The organism is Winogradskyella pulchriflava, from assembly GCF_042434315.1.
GTDB classification, from domain to species: domain Bacteria; phylum Bacteroidota; class Bacteroidia; order Flavobacteriales; family Flavobacteriaceae; genus Winogradskyella; species Winogradskyella pulchriflava.
In genome coordinates, this window is the sequence record NZ_JBHLTQ010000004.1 from 14,152 (window position 1) to 37,343 (window position 23,192).

Below are 23,192 nucleotides of genomic sequence, written 5' to 3' on the forward strand. Positions count from 1 at the left end.
ACATTGATTATCACAAATTTAGAGCGTGTTACTCGTTCAGATACATTAAATACACGTTTCGGTTATCCAATATGGCTTTATAACTCCAATGAGTTTTAATTTTTTATATTTTTCAGTTTCAGATTCCTTTAATTCGCTAAAGAAGTTGTTTCTTAATTTATCAAACTTGAAATCAAAATCTCTTTTTATTGAATCTAAAACCCTTAACTTTTGATTTTCTTTATTTGAGTATAATTTGAATTGACTATGGTGATGATCCATTGCTATAAAATAGATCTTCTTTAACGAGTTTTTATCGATCATTTCCTTTAACTTATCAAAACATACGCCAAAGTTTTTATCTTCTAGTTGATCAATTATCATATAAAGTCTTTTGCCAATAGAGTAAAAGTTAGATTCTAATTTGATAACTTTTTCAAAATTATCTTTGTCAATTAATTTTCGGAAATCAAAAGTATTTGTAGTAATGATCTCTTTCCTATCTTTTGATAAAACTGTATCGTGCTTTTTATTCAGCTTAACAGGTTCTAGTTCTTCAACATTCCATACATCGGAATCGTAATAATGCTTTGATTGACTTACTGTTCTTTTATTTATATTAATGGATAATGTTGAAAACCAATTCTTTTTAGCTTTAAATTTTAATGGTTTTTTTGCGTCCATAAAACACCCTGCCTGAATATGAAGCAATTCATTGTTATTAATCATTTCAGTCTTATGGTAAGTAGGTACATGTTCGTGACCTGTTAACAACAGATCAGTAAAGTTTTTGATATCGTGAAAATTTGAGATTTCATCCTTTTCGCTTTTGTAGGGGATACGTTCGTTGAAATCCAACCAATTAATTGGGTGATGCATTATTGTTGTAACAATAAAGTCATTATAGGTATTATATAGCTCTTCTATCTTCAAATATTCTTTTTTAAAAACATCCAATCCAATTAATTGTTTTCCATATTCATTGGTTATATATTCAATATCTTTAAGAATATATTTTCTTTTAAATTTAATTATTGCATCTACAATGGGTTCAAAAGAGGGGATAGAACAACCTTCTGTAATAGTATTTTGCTCAATTAAATTATTAACAAACTCATTAATCAATTTAACGTTATTAATATACGTTTTATTTTCAATAATACTTGTTAAACATGTGATAAAATTATCTACATTGATATCAACATCTTTGAATTCATTTGATAACTCCTCTAAAATATCTTTTCTGTCCTTATCATAGTCAATATTATACACTCTCTCAGTTAAATAGTGATTTAGAAATCCGTTTCCAACCGAATACCATGCAGAGTTCAAAAGGATAAAGAGCATTTTTTTTTCTTTGTTTAACACATAACCAAAAAGAAGTTTATTATCCTTTAAACTCGATTCTGAGGTCGGAAGTTTTTTATGTTGAAAAAATGTGGAATAATTTTCAAAGGCAGAATAAAAAAACTCCTTATTAACTGATAGAAAGTCCTTTTTATCATTTATTCCAATATTATCTATAAATAGACTTGTTAATTCGCTTGTTTGAAATCTATTTACATCATGATTACCTGGCACAATTAGTAAAGATGCGTTGGGGAAAGCTTTCTCTAATTTATTATAAATTCTTTCAATGAATAATTCGTATTCTTTAGCTTCTCCCCCTTGGGCAGTGTCCCCAGAAATTAGAATATAATCATATTGATCTTTATCGGCTATGCTATCAATATGTGCGTGGAATGAATTTATATAGTTATTTAGATTTTCATATTTTTCATCTTCTTCATAAGATGAAAGAAAATGTATATCACTTAACCATATTATATTTACATATGTGTCTAACATACTCTATTTGAAATAAATTGTTTTTTTTGTTTTAATGAAAAGTCAATTATCTTCAGCAAACATTCAGCATTGACTTTAAAGTAATCTTTTGATTTCTGAGTATTAAAAAAATAAACTCCACCAGTAGCGTCAATAGAATATAAAATCTCATCATAATTGGCATTATATTGAGGTAATACTTCTCCCTTATCCCAATCTCGTTTCATTGTGGTAATATCTTCTTTATTACTGCAATAATGCTTTTTTAATAATTTCCACATTAAATCATCTAAGAAATAAAGGTTATTTGAATAATCTTTTTCTTCTAAAATATTAAAAATGAACTTACCGTTTATTTGGGCATCGAATTTATCAAGATTAGTTACTCGCAATTTTAATTTTTCAAGTTCTTTAAGTGCTATTTGCCATTCTTCTGGGTTGTTTATAATTTCATTCGACATATAGTGTTCAGAAAAGTATTTAACAAGCGTATCATTTATAAAACCGAAAAAACCACCATCCGCATCAATTCTTTCTAAAAAAGCTCTTGAGATTTTATCAATTTTGTCATAGTGGATTTTCCAATATGAATATATTTCAGGTGATGGGCATTTCATTTTCTTTTTAACACCAAAATAATTTTTAACCAGCATTATTCTGAACAATTCACTTTTTAATCGATATTCATTAATCATACCGCTTGTATTAAAGAGTGCAGAGTTTTGGAAATTATAGGTCCAAAACCAGTGAAAAAACAAATCAAAATCGAAATTAAAAGTTAAAGCGAACCTTATTGAATCAATTATAAAATAATTTATTTCGATGAGTTCAGATTCGAACATATCATCTAAATAGCTTTGATTTATGCTATCTTTTATTGATTCTAAGTTTTTATTATATTGATCTAATACAGCTTTATTTATGTCGTCATTATAAATATCTAAATGATTCAATAGCTCTTTTAGAATTGTGGCAAATACAAACTCAGGTGATGTAAGGTGATGCACAGAATAATTTATAGATAAATCATTTGAAATAGTATCTATATCATTCAATTGAATAATTGGTGAATACTCAGCATCCATTTTAGATTTATATGAATTGTAAAAATACTTGCCGTATTCATAAACAAAAGTACCGTAACTTGTCAGTAATTGCTGAATAGAATTATTAAAATCTAAATCGAAATCAGAGATATTCTCAAAATGATAGCCGTTCAGAAATCTCACATTATAGGCTTCTTGGAATACTTTAATATTCTCGTTTAATTTTTTTTCTAAGGTCCTAACTTCTATTAGCTTTTTTTTAGATTTATCGAACTCGTGATTAATCAGGTTTTTCAAATTTTCAATGAATACTGTAAAATCTAGAAAATAAGGAAATAGTATAGGGTTTTGGATACCATTGTTATAGTTGGAGAAAATTTTCAAGATTTTATTCCTTATCTGTCTTGAAATTTTTAGTGATTTTAATCGTTTATCAAATCTTAAAAAATCAGGAGAACTTACACACAACTTATTTAATTTATCAAACCAGAATAGAGGTTCAGTATTTTTTGGCTTTATATTGCATTTGTCAAAAGATGAATCTAAATAAACATAACTTTTTATCTTTCTTACATCTTTAAATAAGTCACAGTAGCCATCGTAATTTATAATATATCTTATAAGATAAATATTAGATAGAATATCAGTTTCTTTTTCTTTCAAAAGATAATCGCTTTTACCCAGAACAAATTGCTTCGTTCCATCATCTAGTAATGCTTTTAGATCCTTATGTCTTTCCAAAGTCTTTCCTAATTCATGAATATGCCCAGGTTTAACATGCCACTCAACTTCAGTTTTTAAAGATATTTTACCTTTTTTAACGAGACCTTCAAAATCACTGAAATATTCGCTATTCCTTTCGCTTTTAATTAAGTTTTCATTAAATCCAAAGTAGGTATGTGTATCAGAAAAAATACTCGTTCTATTAATCTTTAAATTCTCAGCATTAGTAAAAATCTCTGAATAAAGTGAATTACTTAAATCGTATTTTTCATTGTCTAAATCTCTAAACTCAGCAATTCTCAATTCAGATATGATTTTAGATAATTCTTCTGGATAGTCTAAAAAAACAACTAATGAAATTTCGAACCAAGAAAATGTTTGAAAAACTAAAAAAGGAATATCTATTAACTTTCTGAGTAAAGCGACAACAGCCTCGATATATTTTAAACCATTACCAATTAATAATCCGTTGTTCAATTTTAAATTGATTATTCCGGTAAAATATTTGTTCGGTTTATTGGTAAATATTTCTTCTAAGTGGGTTTTGTCATTAAGTGCAAAGCCGCTGTAACTTTGAAATGCATGATCATTATAAACAAAACCTTCTTCGTATCCTTTCCTTTTAGGTTCAAATAGTCTATGAGAGAATTTAAAATTATCAATCAATGAAATATAGCAAACATCATAACTGCCCAACATATAAAATTTTAGAGGCTTATATAAATACTCATCGGTACTATTTACTTTATCCTTGTAGCTTTTAAAGAAATGTTCCTCAATATCCTGTTCAAAATCAATATTATCTTGATTAGGAATTGTTGATAGCACAACTTGAAAACCATATTCTATGTCCATATTTTTATACATAAACAATTATTTATTTCATATTCTACGGTTTGTACCGCAACTCTAACAGTCTACTCTTTTTAAATACTATTTCTTAATCTAATTGTTGCTACAACTAAATCTTCATTAAACTCTTCATATTCTTTATCATTGACTACTACTTTTACTCTAAATAAAACCTTATTATCTAATTCGATAGTTGTTGAATTAAAATCACCTAACTCAGTTAATTCCCTAACTGCAAGTTCAAATGTTAAATGTTCATCCATATTTTTTGTTTTTATTTAATATAACCTCAAAACCAAAAAAGTAAATAGTCTTACAAAACTTTATTGATATTTTCCTTCTTGATCCGCAACCATACCCAACTGCTCTTTTGCCTCACCAACAGTAACCTGCCCATTCATTAACATAGGCAACAACCAATCTCTAAGCTCTGAGAGTTTTTGGTTTTGTTTTAAATTCAATAAAATATTTGTGAAATTTGAATCTACTTTATTGTGAAAATTTGAAATTATTTGATCATCTGGGATAACTAAATTTAACTCTTTAATTTTATCTTGTGATAAATTATCTCTTGCAGATCCTGTACTTAATTGGATTAAATATTTATATAAATCTTCTAAAGCGAATTTAGTATAGTATTTGAATTTTTCTTCATTTACATTTATTCCGCAAATGGCTTGATTTGTACACGCTTCAATATCTATTAAACTAACTTGACCAGCTGTAGCACCATACATTGCCATCAAAATTGTTCCTTTTTTAAATAGTTTCGCACTAGATTTTTCTAAACCTAATTCAGAAATATATTTTTTTGAAGATATAATAAATGAAGCATTTACTTCTCCACTATTTATCCAAGGAATATTACCATTTTCATAATATTCTTTTTTAGATTTAAGTGGTGTTGCTCCTGAACCAGTTTTAGCAATGTCTTTAATTTGTTTCACCTCCCATCCCTCAGGAATATCACGTTTCAACTCGTCATTAAAAACCATTTTACCTCCAGACGATTTATAAGGTTTCCCATTAGCATCTGGAAAATCAAACTGTACAAACCAATAATCGTAAAGCGTTTTTGCCATCGCTTCTAATTCTTGGTTTATTTTGTTGTTGACTTCTATTTTGGCGTCTAAATCGGAAAGGACTTTGGCTATTTGTTTTTGGGTATCAAATTTATAATCAGGAATAGGAAAATCCAGTATTTGATTTTTATCACCACGAGGCATTTTCGTTCCTTTAGAACCATTCATCATATGCTCAAAGAAATCATCTCTAAAAAGCGAATAATAAACAAATGTTGAGTCAAAATTCTTTCTTACTTTGAATGTTAATACATCACTTGAACTACCTCCTGTATATTTAGCTAACCATATTTTTTTTAGGTAAGGACGTATATTTGCAACTAAAATATCTCCTTTATCAAATCTCGTAACAGTATTTGATGTTTGTTTAGGCATTTTTTCAGCACTAACCTTACCTTGTTTATTTTGAAGTAAATTATCTGTAGTTACATAAGTATCAACATCAATATCTTCTAAAGCAATTCTAGATTTCGAGTAATCAGCAACTATTTTTAGCGGATTAGTCATACTTCAAACTTTTCAAATTATTCTGAATCTCTTTTTCCAAACTTTTAGATTCCGTAAAAAATGTTTCTAAATTACTTTCAAAGCCCTTCATTTTAGTTGTAAATTCTTCCGCAGTAATATCTATATATTCAATTTTAACTTCAAAATATTGTCCTGCACTTAGGCTGTAGTTTTTGGCTTTAATATCGTCATAAGACACCACAACAGATAAATCGTCTTTGGCTTCTTTCGCATTAAAAACATTAATAATCTGTTGTTCTTCGACTTCGCTTAAAACAGTTTTTTGGTTTCCATTGCTGTCTTTTACTTTGATTCCTAAATTAGACGCATCTACCAATACCACATCTTTAGTATTGGTTTTATCTAAAAACAAAATACTAACATTGGTTCCTGTGGTGGCAAAAATGTTAGATGGCATAGACACTACACCTGCTAGCATTTTACTTTCTACCAATTTTTTTCTAATTTTTTTATCGATACCAGATTGTGCAGTTATAAAACCTGTTGGCACTACAATAGCTGCTTTACCTTTCGCGGTTAAACTGTGCATAATGTGTTGTATAAACAGCAGGTAAATAGCCATAGAATCTTTCTTTTTGGCTGGTACTTTTGGGATGCCTGCAAAAAAGCGTTCTTTATTGGCTTTACTGTCTAAATCTGCACTGTAATCGCTAAAATCTAACTTAAATGGTGGGTTAGATACGATATAATCAAACTGTTCTAATTGTCCGTTGTCTTGTTTGTGATACGGACTTAAAATGGTATTCCCTTGTATAATGTTTTGTATGGAATGTACCAGATTGTTTAAAATAAGATTTAAACGTAATAAGGCAGACGATTTTTGCGAGATGTCTTGCGAGTAAATGGTACACTTATCTTCGCCAATGGCGTGTGCTATATTCATTAACAAGGTTCCCGATCCTGCACTTGGGTCGTAACAGGTTACGTTGTTTACATCGTCTCCAGTTACCAAACAAGCTGCCATAATTTTAGCTACAGCATGTGGTGTAAAATACTCGGCGTATTTACCACCAGAATTGGTGTTGTAATCTTTAATTAAATACTCGAAAATAGTGGCGAAAAAATCGAATTTCTGCGTGAATATATGTTCAAAACTAAAACCAACTAGCTTATTAACTATGGCTTTGCAGAAGTCATCCTTTTTATCGGTTACGTATTTACTTAGGTTTTCAAACAAGACTACTTTTTCGCCTCCTTGAGTGAGTACCGAGAAAATATCGATATTATCTTTAGCTACGCTTACTAAAGTTTCATCAAAAATATCGGCGAAATTGTCTTTGTTTTGTTGTTCAAACAAGCGCGACAATAAGTTTTTAGGGGCGATGCGTGCTGTGTTTTCGCTTATTTGCATGGTTAGCATCTCCAAATCATCCTCAGAATACGTTTTAAGTGCTTCGTCAAAGTTATCCGCTTTTGCTAAATCGGGTTCTAGTTGTTTCAATTCGTAAACGTATTTATCGTTTAAGAATTTATACAAAAATACCTGAGTAATTATTTTAAATTCGTTTCCGTCATTCCCTAAACCATAATTTGCACAGACGCTTTTAAGGTCGTCTATGAGTGCTTTGGTTTGGGTTTCAAATTGTGTTGTACTTGTCATATATTATTTTAAGCTACGTAACCATTGTATTCGTTCATGTACTCCTTTACTATAAGGCTATTAATTCGTCTTACATCGGTTGTATTTATATCTATCCTTTGTTCTTTTTTAAATTGGCTCACTACTAAACGCATCATCATTTTTTCTACATAACTCTCATTTTCTAATAACTTAGAATTTTGCAAAATCTCTTTATCTACTGCGGTTTTCAAACCCTTTAAAGCTTCAAACAATTTGCGTTCGCTATCGGTTAATGGGTCTTTTTCCATTAAGCGTTTATGAATACGTGCATATTTAGCATCGTAATCGTATTTAGCTTTCAGCAACTGGTTTTCACGTTCTAGCTTTTTGGCTTTGTCATAGATTTCGTTTAAAGCTTTTATATTCGCTTCCATTTCTTCTTTTGTGACTTCGCTTAAATTCTTCTTTTTAAACAAACGCTCTAGCTCCTCACGCAATGAAATAAAGATAGGATCTTTCTGGTCGAAGTTTCCTGCTAACATTTCTCTTGTTTTACCTAAGGTGTTTTTCAGTTCGTCTGCCAATATCATTTCTTCTTCTTTCACTTTGGTAAAAGCAAAAATGACATCTTCTAAAGCTGTGTTTAAAATGTTATCGGTATCTACATTGTTTTCTAATGCAATTCTTGTGTTTATTAAGGCTAATCTATCGTTTGTTAATCGTGCTAAAACAGATAGTTTTCTGAAATCTAATTTTTCAAGTAATTCAAAATTACCAGACAAACGAATGAGGTTATATAATTCTTTTGAATTGTTTAAAACTTTAGCAATTTGACGAATTTCTGAACGTTCGTTTATTTCTGAAATTTGCTCGCCAAAAACAGTAGCATTAGCCGTATCGTATTTAAACAGAACATCTTTAATTTCTTCAATCTCTTCTTGGATTTCTTCAGGCTTTTTAAACAGATTAGAATAATGTTGCATCTCATCTCCTAGCTCACTCTGTAACTCATTAAAATAATCTTGATTGGTTTTATCAAACTCTTTTTGAATGTCTGCAAAATCCACCACATAACCATATTTGTGTGTTTTATAAGTTCTGTTTACACGAGTTAACGTTTGCAGTAAATTATGTGATTTTATCTTTCTGCCTATGTAGAGTTTCTTTAATCGTTTGGCATCAAAACCAGTCAATAACATATTGTAAACAAAAAGTAAATCGAGTTTACCAACTTTAAAATCGGACACCCAATCTCTACGATCTTGTTTGGTGCCAATATCATGTAAAATAACCTGTGCTTTGTTTACTTTACTTTCTTCTTTTTTCTTGTTACCATAACTAGCAGGTTCTTCTGCTGCTTCATTAAATAGAGATTCCAATTTTTCAGCATATTTAACATCAAAAATCTCTTGCATCATTTTAGCTTGATCGGACGAATCGCAAACTACCATACCGCCAATACTATTATCTCCCATAGAAATTCTAGCCTGTTCCATATCTTTTACAATATAGTCTAGCATAGGTTCTACAAATTGAGGTTTAGCATAAAGGTCTTTTTTATTAATATTCCCTTGTAAGACTTTTATTTCATCAAGTGTTTTTTGAAGTTGAAGCTTGTAACTTGTTTCAATTTCTTCTCGAATTAATCGTAACGTATAACCATCTTTTATAGATAGATTGTAATAATATTTATGAATGTAATCGCCAAATAAGGTTTTTGAGTTATATTCTGATCCTAACAAAGGTGTTCCTGTTAAACCAATTTTAATGGAATGCTTATCGGCTAATTCTAAATTCGCTAAAAAGCTACCTTTAGGATTATAACTACGATGTACTTCATCTAAAAAGAAAACACGTTGCACACTTAAATTGTAATCATTGTTTTTTATAACATCAGGATCGTCTTTAAACTTTTGGATATTTACGACTGTAATTTCTGCTTTTCCAGAGCTGTTATGTATTACATTCGTCGATTTAATATCTCTACTAAAGGCATCTCTAGAATCAATTTTATGTACCACTAAACCACGTGCTGTAAATTCTTTTGCAGCTTGGGTTAATAAATCTAAACGATCTACAATGAAGTAAAACTTTGGAATGATAGTATGCTTCTGGAAATAATGTGTGAGATGTTTTACATTAAAATATGCTAAAGCCGTTTTACCTGAACCTTGTGTGTGCCAAATAATTCCCTTTTTAATTCCGTTTTCCAACTTCTTTTCTATCGCTTTAGTAGCAAATAGTTGTGGATAACGCATAATATGTTTTTCTAGTCCATTTTCCTCTTCTACATAAGCAAAAGCATAACGTAAAATGAATTTTAAACGGTCTCGCTGAAACAGAGATGTTGAAATGGAATTGGTTGCTGTGGTTGGCTTTTTATTAGACTGATACTCTTTATTGCTTTTAATACTTAAAAGATTGGTGTCTTTTAAAACAAAATTCTCAACTTCATCAGTCATTGGATTTAGAAGTGATTTTAAATCATATGTTTCTTCTTCCCTAAAGTAATTGAAAATTGGTTTCTTATAGTTTGTGGTACTGTAAAAAGCACCTTCAAGCATTTGCGTATCATCTTCACTATAACTCATATTATTGGAAAATACCATGAGCTGAGTGAGGTTAATGAATTTTCGGAATTTCTTATTCTGAAAACGCCTTTGCATACGTTTATGTTCATCTTGAACACCATTGCGATTATTAGGCTTTTTAACTTCTATAAACACTAAAGGCATTCCGTTTATTAAAAGAACAATATCTGGTCTAAAGCTTTCATCATCTTTTTGATAAGTTAATTCTGCAACAACATGAAAAGAGTTATTATCAAAATTTTCAAAGTCAATAAGTTTTACTCCAGATTGATCTATGAGTTTGTTGTAAAATGCTCTTCCTAAATCTTCATTCTCTAAGGCTATAGAAATATCATCATATACCTTTTGAATGTCCTTTTCCGATAATTGGGAATTTATCTTTTGAACACGCTCTTTAAATATTGAAGTAAAAATATTAGTATTTTCATCCCAAGTGATATCCTTCAGCGACAGGTATTCATAACCCAGTTGAATTAAATGTAATATTGAAGGTATTTTAACTCTAGAGTCTTCGTTGAATATCATATATAGTTGCGCCTATCTTTCTAACATAGACAAATTGATTAATAAATTGCGCATCAACAAGGGTTATAATTCTAAGGGTTTTTAAAAATAATAAAAACCTTGTAATCAATTCATAATTTCATTGATTTATGGATAAATATAAATATCGTTTACTAAATTAAAACATCAGCAAGATCAGCCCCTTCACAAACAGATAATTTCTCTACAAAATAGCTACAAATAATATTATACCCCAAATTCTTGAAATTTTGCACTTTTATTTTCCAATCATTATATTCAAGCTTATCTGGATATACAATAATTTTATACCCTTTTAATGGCTGTAATAAATCAAGTTTAAGATTTGATTTTGAACCAGTTGCCAACCACAGGAATTGCGGATACAACAAACTCATAACAATTGCTGTTTTTTCTGATTCAACAATACAAACCGTACTATCTGAATCAAAATCACACAAATTATGTATTCCAAATAGACATTGTTGTAACACAAAGTTATTTATTTGTAATACTCTATGCATCCAGTTAATATGATTAAATGGTTTTTTTACCCTATTCCCTGTAAATGGATTATATAACATTACTTTCCCTGCATGTACATTCATTTTATGATCTATTTGCCAAAAAACGGTTGCACCTTTCCAATGGGATGACGTACCAATAAAGTATTTTTGTATTACAGATTTGATATCCCTAGGTGCGAAGTGTTGCTTTAAATAGGATACAAACTTATTATTATTGTAATCCCTTCCATAATAACCAATAACGTCATCGGTATGATACGTAGGGGTTTTTGGTTGTTGTATGAAACAAGTTGATGATATCGGCAGATTTCCCTTTGGTGTTTTGTGATAAGCACACTTAGATTCCCTATCGCATCTTCCAATGGTTGATTCCAAATACTTATTAGTTGCTACCTCAATGTAACAAACAAATGATTTCTTACCACAGGCAGGACAATAAAATTTCTTACTAGTTGGATCAAGTTTGTATTTAAAGTTCATTTGTATCACTTTTCGAACCGCTCGTACCGTTCGTACCAAAAAAAGAGGTACGAGTGGTACGAGTTTATTCTTTTAGGGTTCTTTAATTTTATTAAAATGGTTATTGATTAAGTACCTAATCCCTTCATTAACTGTAAATTCAGGCAATTTTTTTCGTTTCTTTTTAAGTTTATTTTCAGGTTTCACACTAATCTTTAGCATATCACATAGCTTTAAAAGCTCTTCTTCTGGAAGTGCGGTGGCTATATTATATACGTCATTAGCATTCATCGATTACATATCCAACTTTTTTCTACGTTTTCTAACAGTTCCTTCAGAAATGCCTAAAATTTTCCCAATTTCAACATTAGATTTACATTGCTCTATTAAATTTACCATGTAAGCATCTCGCTCTTCTAAATCAATAGATTTATCACCATTCAAATGCTCGGATTCTGAGCCAAATTCGATAAATCGAAACTGTAAGAAGTTATAGTCCTGGGCAATTTCACAAACAATAACATTTTCTGAATGATACATATGCTCCGTATTTCGTTGCTTAATTTGTTTGATATACCTTAAATTGTGATGTTTTATACTTCTACCAATCGCAAAAGAGCTATCGCAAAAATTCATAAGCATTTTACTACCTGAAACATCGTTGTTACTAATGGGTTTTGAGTCGTAGCGTTTTGGCGTGTGACATAAAACAAGTATTGAAATATTACTGTCTTTCGTTAATTTATTGAGAAACTTCATTAATACAAGAGCATCCTTTGCCTTCTCATTGTCATTATTGAGATAGGTTAAATTATCTACGATTATTACCTCTATATTGTAACTATCAATATATTGCGTTAAGCTTTGACACAAATATTCCTCAGTGGTTTTTGCGGTTTCTGGTAGCTCAAAATCACTGTTAAGTTCTGCTCTATAAAAATTTGAATGAAATTTATAATGTTCTTCATAATTAACAGAACAACGTTTCTCAAGTTGTTTGTCTGACAACTCAAAATCCAAGTAGAGTACTTTTTTGGGATTGGTTTCAAGTTTAAAGTTAGGGATGGCAACACCACGACTAATACTATCAGCAATTTGAACCGCAAGAACAGATTTACCAAGATTAGTATCTGCAAACAGAATGCATAGTTCATTCTCATACCAGAATTCGCTAAAGAGCATATTGGGGATTGGTCGATTTTTTGCTTCATCAATCCATTGATTGGCAGGTTTAATAAGTAAGCAATCATTTCTACCATGTTCAGATCTCAATATTGCTTCATTGTTGCTAAAATCTGATATAAAATCTCTATGTAAATTTGATTTATCCATGAAGATTTTAATTTTTAGACCATATTTCATTCATCAACATATTGTAATTAAATGACAAATGATTATTTGGAATAGAAAAATAAAATTGCTTTCCTTCGTAAGGCGGTTCTACTAGAAAGCGGTTTAAATCGTTTAGAACCTTAACAAACTCCATTTTCAGTTCTTGAGAAAATGTACTTTCACTAACTACAAGCTCTACTCTTCTTTTTAATGCATTAATAGCATCGACATGATTTATGTCAACTGGAGACATATACTTGCAAAAAAGCCATGTTAATAGATAAGTGAACTCAAAAGTTGACTCATAACCTTTATCTGTATCTATAAAAACAATCTCCGGGAATTTTGACTCTTGTTGTATAGGTGCTTCTATTTCGAATTCTACGTATTCTCTTAAAATTCCTCTAATATATTCAGATAAAGATTTACCATCTTCTTTCGCACTTTTTTCTAATGACTCTTTGACGAATTCCTCAATTCTTAAGTTGATTTTTGTTTCCATATAAACAATGTTTTAATTATGTGGGACAATGTCCTACGGAAACAAATATTATAAACGATCTATAGTTTTCAAACAAGTGTCGGAAGAACAAAGGATTCCGACACAACAACTGCAAACATATGTATTACAGTGTTTTATGTCGATTTTTTAACATTTAAAATAATCCTTTTTAGTATATTTTCGGAAGAAGAGTACTTGATTATTTTAATTTTCTTAGTTCTTTTCTAATCAAAGGAGATATATCGTCAATTCCCAAATCCCCTAATTTAAATAGTAGAGAATTTAGTAATTTCACTTGTGAGGATTCAGCGAAGTATTTAGGACCTTCATTCCCTTTTTTATATAAGGTATTAGAATTTGTTTTTTGATAAAATATAGATAATTCTTCGTACCCTCCAATTATTTTTACAAGAAGTAAAAATTTATTAAAGGTAATTGATCTTTTCTTTGATTTTAAATAGTTTTCATATATTAAATAACCAATTATCATTCTTTCATCATCAGTAAAATCATTTAGTTTGTTTTGAATTTCAGAATCCTTGTCATTTTTAGAACTACTAGTTTTTGAATTGTCATCTTCCTTTGGTAATTTCATCTCAATGTTTGCCTGGCTATTCATCCTGTTAGGATACTTTATGTCGAGCATATCATGATATTCCTTAGAATCTCTGAAATCTAGATTATCAAAGCCTTTCAAATAAATATACTGGAAACTTTCTGTTTCATAAACTAAACGATAATAGTCATAGAAGTTATCTAAATGTAAAAATAAATTGTGAATAGCCTCCTTCCTTGCCATTGCAATAATGAAACTCTCATACTTTTTAGTAGGAAAGTTTTCGAACAAAGGTGCAATGTCATTCTGAAATATAAGTGTAATAACTTCATCTTTGCTAGCCTTATAATGCATTCCTCTTCTTTCAAAGAATTCGTACGCATCAACATATTTAGTGCTATATAATTTACTGTAAAAGGTATCACGATATTTGTCAACCCTTTCGATTATCTTTGGGTAGAAAAAATTAAAGGGTCTTCTATCTGAACTGTGCTTTTTAAATAAAGCAATAATAATATGTTTTGCCTTGATCTTTATAGCTTTATAGTGATTCTTATATAATATGATTTCATCCATTGCTATTTCAATAAATTAGAGTAGTCCTTTGGTAGTTGGGCATCGATGCTCCTTAGATAGTTTTCCAATCCAGACATAGAGGTATGACCTGTAATCAACATCAAATCACTCTTAGCCTTGTGAGGTGAACTTTCTCTTGCCAGTTTCTTATACATCTTGGCAATATAAGTGTGTCTAAAGCTATAAAGTCCATAGTCTGAATTGAGATTAAAATTATCTTTGACCGCTTTAAATTGCTTCGTGTAATAGTCCTTACGGCTGCTTTCCTTTACTGACCATTCTTGCCCTAAAGAATCCTTGGAGAACAAAGGATGGTTTGGATCAAAGTCTTTTAAGCTCGGGATTTCCTTCAATAAAATCTCAGGAATTATTTTAATTTTTACGGGCTGGTTTTTTGCGACTACATAGAGCTTTTTGTCTGGTATATCGATATCCTTGATTTTCAAGCGACATATTTCTATGGGTCTAAGTAGCGCATAACAAATAAACTTAATGAATAACAATAAAGTTTTGTCTGACTTTTCTAAATAACTAAAAATTTCATTTTCCTGTTTAGGTGAAAAGGACTTATTTCTCTTCGGCGTAGCTTTTAGAATATTAATCTCTTTTATAAAATTTTGTGCAGTAATATCATTATCCTTTAGTGTTTGAAAAAATGAGGATAAATCCGTTCTCGCATTGTTCCTATTTCTAACTCCCGTATCTTCTAATCTTTGATTTAAATAAGTAATAACAGTCTTTTTCTGAATGCTCCTTATATCAGACTTAGTGTTAAAACCGTTATTAAGCAGCCACGTATTAAACTTATTAATCCTACTCCTGTACTTGACAAAAGAGTCATGCGTCATAACATTCTCTTTTAATTTCAATACTAGTTCGAAAGCCTCCTTCAAATTTACATTTGTCTCGAATTTATCATTGGGCTTTACTTTTAATTTAGTTGTAATATTTTCAGATTTAGAACTGTTCTTTGTTCTTTGTTTATTATCGAGTCTTTCTTCTAGATATTGTTTCAGATTAGCGTTATCCTCATAAGGATTGAAGCCTTCACTTAATATAATTTCAAGACTTTGTTTGATAACCTTGAGAATATGGTACCTAGATCTTTTATCTTTAAATCTATTTGCCCCAGCTTTAATGTTTGTTTGTCTTATCAATCGACCTGATTCAGGATGCCTGAAACTATAATGAACATACCAGTCTTTATTTAAAGCCTTGGTTTGTTCTGATTTAGTGAGTTTAGACCATTGATTGATATCAACCCCTCCAGTATAGATTTTAGGCTCAGAATAATTGGTTTTCATTGATAAAACGTGTACGTTTTCGTGTACTTTTTGTAAAAGTAAGAAAATAGAAGACATAAAAAAACGGATTGTGAGTACACAATCCGTTGATTTTAATAGCTTTCGCCTTTGTAGCGGGAACTGGACTCGAACCAGTGACCTTCGGGTTATGAGCCCGACGAGCTACCTACTGCTCTATCCCGCGTTGTAATTTTCCAAATTTCAACTAGCTTTTAACTTTCGGTTCATAATGCCGACAGAAATATTGGACTGCAAATATACAATGCTTTTTAATTTTAACAAGGATTAATACAAAAAAATAACGCTTAGATTATTTACTAAGCGTTATTGAATAACTCATTTATTAGAAAGAAAGATTATATTAATCTTCGTCATCCTCTGTATCTAGCGTCGCTAAAGCACCTTTCATGTTAGCTTCATCTAAATCAAAGTCCACAATGTTAGGTAGTTCTCCCTTTAATGCAGCATAATTGCCTTTAAACCCATTATTGCTTAAAAGTAAAGTCTTTAGGTTAGATAATTGTGCTAACTCTCCTGGTAAGTTTCCATAAAACGCATTATTAGATAATACCAATTCCTCTAGTTGTCCTAATTCGCCAATAGATGATGGAATTGTACCTAATAAATTATTATCAAAAAGACTTAATACCTTTAACGACTTAAGGTTAGATATACTAGCTGGTAATTTCCCCATTAATTGATTACTGCTTAAAATTAAACTTTCTAACTTTAAGAGGTTTCCAATAGATGAAGGTATTTCTCCATAGAAGTTGTTGTTATAAAGCTCTAATACTTTTAAGTTAGACATGTTCCCTATATTAGAAGGAATTGATCCACTTAAATTATTAGAAAATAACTTTAGTTCTTCTAAACTAGACATCTCAGTCAGTTCTTCTGGTAATTCCCCTTTTAACTTATTGAATGATAAGTTTAATGTTTTTAATGAAGTTAATCGTGAAATTTCATTAGGAAGCACACCATCTAAATTGTTAAAACTTAAATCGATAGCAACAACTTTATCGTTTTCAATTGTAACTCCGTGCCAACCCGAAATTGGTTGATCTAAATTCCAAGAAGTTTTCCAAGATTTTCCGTCTGTTGAATTGTAAAGCGCAATTAAAGCATCTTTATCGTTTTGCGAAACACTTGCAAAAGTTATTGCAGAAAGTAGGCAAAAAATTAATGTTAATTTTAAAGTTTTCATAATAGCAGATTTTTGTGGAGGGGCACAATAATAAGTCTAATATAGAAGCAAACACCTTTAAATGCAAATTTTTTCGACGAACTACACACTTTAAATTTATAGATACTTGATTAACAGGTATTTATAAATTTTCATTGTTCTATACTGTAAGCCTGAAAACTTGTTATTTCTTGATTTAAAACGGTAATTGAAAGTTGAATAGGATTGCAACAAATTTCGCAATCTTCAATGTAATTTTGTTGTTTTTGAGACGTATCAATTAGCATAGAAATTTGCTCCCAACAATAAGGACATTGAAAAAAATACTCTTCCATAAAGCTTCAATTTAAAATTGAACATTTAATAACTCACCACTAATTTGAAGTAAGTTCAACTCGGCTAATTTAGCATCATATTTTGCTTGATTACGACTTAACTCTGCATTCAATAAATTTAGCTGAGCCTGTCTAAATTCAATAGAATTAACTTGACCTATTTTAAACTTTTCTTGTGTACGCTCAAAGTTGTTTTTTGCGGTAAGAATATTTTTTTCTTGAATGTTATATATCTCTAATTTATTGAGATATTCATCCCAAGCATTATTAAAATCGCGTTCAATAGTGAGGAGAATACTCTCTTTTTGTAATTGCTGCGTTTCAAGATTTATTTTGGCATTTCGTACTCTATTTATTGTAGTACCACCATCAAACAAATTCCAACTTAAGTTTAAGCCACCAGACAATCCAGTATTGGTAGAGACAGCAACGAATGATGCAGCATTATTGTTACTTTTATTCCATCCATAAGTACCTACAAGACCTATTGTAGGTAAATATGCAGATTTACCAGAACTAATATCCAATTTGCTTATGGCAATGTTTTTTTCTGTTTGAAGCAACGCTACATTCCTCGATTTAGCTTTTTGAAATAAACTATCTTTTTGAAATTGAAGCACAAACTGAACATCGGTTTCTACATCAAAATCATTAGTATAGGTTTCTCCTAAAACAAGTTTTAAATCTCGCTTAGCATTTTTTAAGAGTTGTTTTGTATTGATAATATTAATACTATCGTTGTTAATATCAACTTCGGCATTTAACACTTCCAATTTTGTGTTCTGCCCATATTCAAATTGGTATTCTGCTCGCACCAATCTATCCTTAGTGATATTTATTGTCTCTTCTAAAGTGTTTAAATTATCTGTAAGTTGGGCAACGTTATAATACACAGAAAATAATTGTAAGATGGTATTCTCTATGGTTTCTCTTGCTTGTAATTCTGATAATTGGTATTGTTCTTTTAAGCGTTTGTAATTGTAACGTCTGCCTAAACCATCAAAAAGTGTATAATTCACATTAACACTAGCATTATACCTTGAGCTTTCGGCACCATTTAATGTTGTTGACTCACCGTTTGAAAATTCAGCTTCCGTATTATCGATATTATAGGTTGCTCCTGCACTACCTGTAACTGTAGGCAAGAAACCTGAGTTTAGAATACTGGTATTATTTTCTGCTACCTCAACCGCATTTTCAGCAATTTTAACTCCGTAGTTATTTTCTAAAGCCACAGCCACTGCTTGCTCTTTGGTCAACACCTCTTGCGCTTGTACACTAATACAACACAACAAAAACAGAACTATGACTTTGCTTTTAATGCTCATTACCTTCATTTTGTTCTTTAATTGCACGTTCTACTTCTTCTTTTGTAACATCATTACCAGTTGCTAACCACTTGCTGTTCTTTTTAATAGCATTACTAAAAGATAAAAATAATGGTAACACCAATAGTGTTAAAACAGTAGCATACGCTATACCGAATGATATTGAAATTGCCATAGGTTTTAAAAACTGGGCTTGCCTACTTTTTTCTAATAATAAAGGTGCTAAACCAGCAATTGTAGTTAACGATGTTAAGAAAATTGCTCTAAATCGAGATTTGCCAGCTTCGGATAGAGCCAAATCAAAATTCATTCCTTCTTTAAGATTACTATTAAACTTACCTATAAGAACCAAGCCATCATTAACCATAATACCGATTAAAGCAATAATACCAAGTAACGATAAAATATTAACCGGAAAACCTAATAGCCAATGTCCCCAAGCTACAGCCGTTAAACTAAATGGAATTAATAGAATGAGTAAAAATGGTTGTGAGTAGCTTCTAAATGTAAATGCTATTGTGATGTATATTAATAATAATATTATTGGGCCTGCTACTTGTAATGAACCAACTAATTTATCTTTTTCCCGATTTTGACCTTCAAAAGATGCGTTTATGGTAGGATATTTAGATTGTAACTCTGGAATAAAAACAGTTCTTATATCGTCTATTATATCCGTATTACTTGTGCTTGGATCTTTTAAATCGGCATATACCTGGATTTCTCGTTTACCCTCCAAGTGATTAATCGCTACATCTCCTCTGGCAATACTATAAGTTGCTATATCTTTTAGAGTAACACGCTCACCACTTGGAGTTACTATACGCATATCATCTAAATCATTGATAGAACTACGATTATTTCTATCATAGCGTACCCAAACTCTAATTTCATCTTGTCCACGTTGAAAACGCTGTGCTTGCGCGCCAAAGAAACCTGAACGAACTTGCGACATAACAGTTCTTAAATCTAAACCTAATAAATAAGCACTTTCCTTAAGTTCTAATCTAATTTCTTTAATACCTGCAGGATCGTTGTCACCAATATCTTTAAGTAGTGGATTAGATTCCATATACTTTTTAAGCTCTTGTTTGGAGGCTTTTAATTCTTCAATATTATTACTTAATAGCGACACTGAAACTGGATTTCCTCCAAAATTTCCACCAGAACCATAAATCAATCGCTCTGTCCCAAGTACAGGACCTACCAATTCTTCCAAACGATTAGTGACTAAAAATGCTTGAATTTCATCTGGTCGTTCTTCTCCAGGCAAAAGATTAATTCTTAGTCTGGCACTAGAGCTACTGGTAATATCTACTATTGTATTTTCAAACAATTGTTTTCCTGTACCTTTTAGATATTTATCTGTAAGTTCTTTATTTACAATGAATGATTTTTCTTCGATCATTGAAATTATTGAATCTGTAATCTTAACATTGGTACCTGCAGGCATTACCAATTCTATATTTGCTGCATCACTGGCTATTCTAGGAAATAACGTAACACCAATAATGCCACCACCAATGGAACCAAAGGTTAATACCAATAAGGTAACAAAAATGCCTAATGCGAATAATTTAAATTGTAGTACAAAGTTTAAAACCGGAGTATAGACCTTATCTCTAAGGAAAGCCATAAAATTATCTCCTGATTTATTTATGCCACGCATTACAGCAAAAAAACCTTTAGATTTCTTAGCATGTAAGTCTTCCTTTTTTACTCGTAAAGCTTTTGAGTGGGCTAAATGCGCAGGTAATATAATAAGTGCCTCAAATAAGGATACGGCCAATGTTAGAATTACAATTACAGCAACCTCGCTAAAAAACTCACCAATTCTACTCTCTAAAAAGAAAAATAAAGAAAAGGCTAAAATTGTAGTAATAATTGCTGAAACCACTGGCGGAATAACCTCTAACGTACCATCTATTGCTGCTTGAATTGGTTTTTTCCCTTTCTCATAATGCTGATAAATGTTTTCTGCAATTACAATTCCATCATCAACCAAGATTCCTATTACGATAATCATTCCGAAAAGCGATAGAACATTTACAGTCACATCAAACTGACCAGCAAACATAAACATTCCTAAAAATGATATTGGCAAACCAAAGGCAACCCACAATGCTAACCTTGTATTCAGAAAAATTGATAAAAATAATAAAACCAAAAACATACCAACTATGGCATTTTCAGTCAATAACTGGGTACGTTGCTTAAGCGTTATGGATCTATCGTTTACAACATCAATCTTTACATTATCATACTTTTGATTGTAAACCTCAATAAACTCTACAACTTTATCTGCTGAAGAAATTAAATCTTCATTGTTGGTGCTTGTAATGTCTATATTTACTGCTAATTCTTGATTAAAATAAGTAGAGTTTGGTGTTTCGGAAAAGCGATCTCTTATGATTGCAACATCTTTTAATCGCACTACTTTTCCATCAGGTGTTGCTCTAACTATGATGTTAGACAATTCGCTACCATAATATTCTCTATTATTGGCTCTAATTAAATACTCTTCGGCAACGGTTTTTACATTACCTCCTGTTACCAATATGTTAGAACTACTAACTGCTTCAGCAACTTCACCAAAAGTTAAATTATAAGCCAGTAAATCGGTTTCGTTAACTGCTATTTCAATTTCCTCTTCAGGAAAACCAGAAATTTCAATTTGCGAAATTCCATCTATAGCACGCAAATCGGTTTCTACTTGCCTAGCCAATTGCTTTAACGTTGCTAAAGGAATGTCTTTACCACTTATAGCAAAAGAAATTGTCTCTCTTACAGCTTCTTGCTTAGAAACCACTAATGGCTCCATTCCTGTTGGGAAAGAAGGTACTCTATCTACTGCATTTTTCACTTCGAGCAACATAAAGTCTAAACTCTCACCTTTTTCAATTTCTACAGTAATACTTCCGCTATTTTCGCGAGAGGTAGATGTAACTCTATCGATGCCTTTTAAACCTTTGAGATTATCCTCAATTTGAAGTACAATACCCTCTTCTATTTCTTGTGGTGATGCTCCTGGATACGTAATTGCTACATTTATTATTTTGGATTCGGTTAAAGGAAAGAATGAAGATTTTAATGAAAACGCGCCAATAATCCCGAACACAAAAAATGCAATGATAACCACATTTACCGCAACGTGATATCTAATAAAATATTCAATTATTTTTCTCATTATTGAATAGAATCTACGGTTGATGAATTAATTTCAGCGGCTTTAACTTGCATACCTGCGTAAGCTCCTGGTACAGGTTTTCTTAGAATTATCGTACCATTTGGCACATCTTTTAAAACGACTTTCTCATCTGAAAAATGTGCTGGTTTTACGGAAATAACATCCAACAAACTATCTCTAACAACATATATCTCTTCACTGTCCAACAATAAGTTTCTGTCTATTTCTATAGCATTTTCAACTTTTTCGGCATTTAAGTTGGCTTCTAAATACATACCTTCCTTAAGGTCTGGATGCTTTACTTCTACATAAACTGTAATGGTTTGTGTTGTTGCATCTATACTGCCGTTAACCCTAGATACTGTTCCGTTATAAGTTTTAGTTTTTTCTAAGTTGGTTAAACTTACTTTTTCTCCTTCTTTTAAAACATCGGCAAAAGATTTACTCACAGCTACTTCCATTTCATAAACCGAAGGGTTAATAAACTCACCTAGCTTTTGTCCGCTTCTAACAAGTGTTCCTTCAGTTACTAAAGCCTCGGTTAAAATTCCTGTAAAAGGTGCTGAAATTCTGTATTTAGAAAGTCGTTGCTCTAAATTCTTAACGTTGTAATATGTACTTACTATTCCACGACCTGTAATAAAATAGTTTTCCTTTTCATCTGACAGCTCTGGTAATTGAGGTGTGCTTTTGTTTAAATCGAAACCATTCAAATAGTTTTGCCATTTTGGATACACATTTGGAAAATCTAAACGTAAATCCGGCATTATAGCAGCAATGCTGTTATAGAGATTACTTTTAGCAGATTGTACACTTGCATAATATTCTGAAGCATCTAAACGAATTAAGGTTTCTCCCTTGTTGAATTTTTGACCAGGCTTAAATAATTTGCTCCCAGTTTTAAAAACTCCTTGCACCTCAGAATACAACTCTACACGTTGTTTTGCTGTAAGATTTCCATTCGCAGAAATAACAATGGGAATCAAGGAATTTTGGACAGTATCTACAAGAACTGTTTTAACAACTTTAGGAACAACAGGCTTAGGCTTGTTTTTGTTGTCAATTAAATAATTAGCAAAAAAGAAAGCGCCTATAATCAAGGCAACTCCTAGAACAGATAAAATAACTTTTCTTAGCATAATGTGACGGTCAGTAAATTGCAAATTTACCTAACTGAAAACGCTATGCAGTT

16 protein-coding genes and 1 tRNA gene are annotated in these 23,192 nt (G+C 30.9%); all 17 read right to left on the minus strand.

What is annotated here, in order from left to right; translation table 11 throughout:
• Positions 1 to 45 precede the first annotated feature (45 nt).
• The 17 genes from ACFFGA_RS08450 to ACFFGA_RS08530 all read right to left on the minus strand — a co-directional run bounded on the left by ACFFGA_RS08450 (position 46) and on the right by ACFFGA_RS08530 (position 23,139).
• On the minus strand, positions 46 to 1,827 hold the full coding sequence (locus tag ACFFGA_RS08450) for a metallophosphoesterase family protein (protein ID WP_386062463.1): 1,782 nt from the start codon (positions 1,825 to 1,827) through the stop codon (positions 46 to 48).
• Positions 1,821 to 4,430: a hypothetical protein gene (locus tag ACFFGA_RS08455; protein ID WP_386062466.1), complete on the minus strand. Its 2,610-nt coding sequence runs from the start codon at positions 4,428 to 4,430 to the stop codon at positions 1,821 to 1,823. The genes ACFFGA_RS08450 and ACFFGA_RS08455 overlap by 7 nt, the downstream gene beginning before the upstream one ends.
• A 71-nt stretch (positions 4,431 to 4,501) precedes the next feature.
• A complete protein-coding gene (locus ACFFGA_RS08460) occupies positions 4,502 to 4,690 on the minus strand; it encodes a hypothetical protein (protein ID WP_386062469.1) in 189 nt (62 codons plus the stop codon).
• Positions 4,691 to 4,750: 60 nt separating this feature from the next.
• Positions 4,751 to 6,016 (minus strand): restriction endonuclease subunit S, encoded by a 1,266-nt coding sequence (locus ACFFGA_RS08465; protein WP_386062471.1) that lies wholly within the window; start codon positions 6,014 to 6,016, stop codon positions 4,751 to 4,753.
• The gene (locus ACFFGA_RS08470) at positions 6,009 to 7,637 is read right to left on the minus strand and encodes an HsdM family class I SAM-dependent methyltransferase (RefSeq protein ID WP_386062474.1); all 1,629 of its coding nucleotides are present in this window, start codon (positions 7,635 to 7,637) and stop codon (positions 6,009 to 6,011) included. The genes ACFFGA_RS08465 and ACFFGA_RS08470 overlap by 8 nt, the downstream gene beginning before the upstream one ends.
• 8 nt (positions 7,638 to 7,645) lie before the next feature.
• Complete coding sequence (locus ACFFGA_RS08475; RefSeq protein ID WP_386062477.1) at positions 7,646 to 10,714, minus strand: type I restriction endonuclease subunit R; 3,069 nt, start codon at positions 10,712 to 10,714, stop codon at positions 7,646 to 7,648.
• A 152-nt stretch (positions 10,715 to 10,866) separates the two neighbouring features.
• Positions 10,867 to 11,718: a DUF6371 domain-containing protein gene (locus ACFFGA_RS08480; RefSeq protein WP_386062479.1), complete on the minus strand. Its 852-nt coding sequence runs from the start codon at positions 11,716 to 11,718 to the stop codon at positions 10,867 to 10,869.
• 273 nt (positions 11,719 to 11,991) lie between these two features.
• On the minus strand, positions 11,992 to 13,029 hold the full coding sequence (locus ACFFGA_RS08485) for an AAA family ATPase (RefSeq protein ID WP_386062482.1): 1,038 nt from the start codon (positions 13,027 to 13,029) through the stop codon (positions 11,992 to 11,994).
• Between the two features lie 7 nt (positions 13,030 to 13,036).
• Positions 13,037 to 13,531 (minus strand): ribbon-helix-helix domain-containing protein, encoded by a 495-nt coding sequence (locus tag ACFFGA_RS08490; RefSeq protein ID WP_386062484.1) that lies wholly within the window; start codon positions 13,529 to 13,531, stop codon positions 13,037 to 13,039.
• A 199-nt stretch (positions 13,532 to 13,730) separates the two neighbouring features.
• A complete protein-coding gene (locus ACFFGA_RS08495; protein ID WP_386062487.1) occupies positions 13,731 to 14,663 on the minus strand; it encodes a hypothetical protein in 933 nt (310 codons plus the stop codon).
• A 2-nt stretch (positions 14,664 to 14,665) separates the two neighbouring features.
• A complete protein-coding gene (locus ACFFGA_RS08500) occupies positions 14,666 to 16,024 on the minus strand; it encodes a tyrosine-type recombinase/integrase (protein ID WP_386062490.1) in 1,359 nt (452 codons plus the stop codon).
• Positions 16,025 to 16,078: 54 nt separating this feature from the next.
• Positions 16,079 to 16,151 (minus strand) — tRNA-Met (locus tag ACFFGA_RS08505).
• Between the two features lie 177 nt (positions 16,152 to 16,328).
• Positions 16,329 to 17,171, minus strand: a complete 843-nt coding sequence (locus ACFFGA_RS08510; RefSeq protein ID WP_386062492.1) for a leucine-rich repeat domain-containing protein — start codon at positions 17,169 to 17,171, stop codon at positions 16,329 to 16,331.
• A 131-nt stretch (positions 17,172 to 17,302) separates the two neighbouring features.
• The gene (locus ACFFGA_RS08515; protein WP_386062495.1) at positions 17,303 to 17,485 is read right to left on the minus strand and encodes a CPXCG motif-containing cysteine-rich protein; all 183 of its coding nucleotides are present in this window, start codon (positions 17,483 to 17,485) and stop codon (positions 17,303 to 17,305) included.
• Between the two features lie 11 nt (positions 17,486 to 17,496).
• Positions 17,497 to 18,813 carry a TolC family protein gene (locus ACFFGA_RS08520; RefSeq protein ID WP_386062498.1) on the minus strand — a complete coding sequence of 439 codons (1,317 nt, stop codon included), beginning with the start codon at positions 18,811 to 18,813 and terminating at the stop codon, positions 17,497 to 17,499.
• Positions 18,803 to 22,000, minus strand: a complete 3,198-nt coding sequence (locus ACFFGA_RS08525) for an efflux RND transporter permease subunit (protein ID WP_386062500.1) — start codon at positions 21,998 to 22,000, stop codon at positions 18,803 to 18,805. The genes ACFFGA_RS08520 and ACFFGA_RS08525 overlap by 11 nt, the downstream gene beginning before the upstream one ends.
• A complete protein-coding gene (locus ACFFGA_RS08530) occupies positions 22,000 to 23,139 on the minus strand; it encodes an efflux RND transporter periplasmic adaptor subunit (RefSeq protein WP_386062503.1) in 1,140 nt (379 codons plus the stop codon). Before ACFFGA_RS08530 ends, ACFFGA_RS08525 begins: the two co-directional genes overlap by 1 nt.
• Between the last annotated feature and the right edge of the window lie 53 nt (positions 23,140 to 23,192).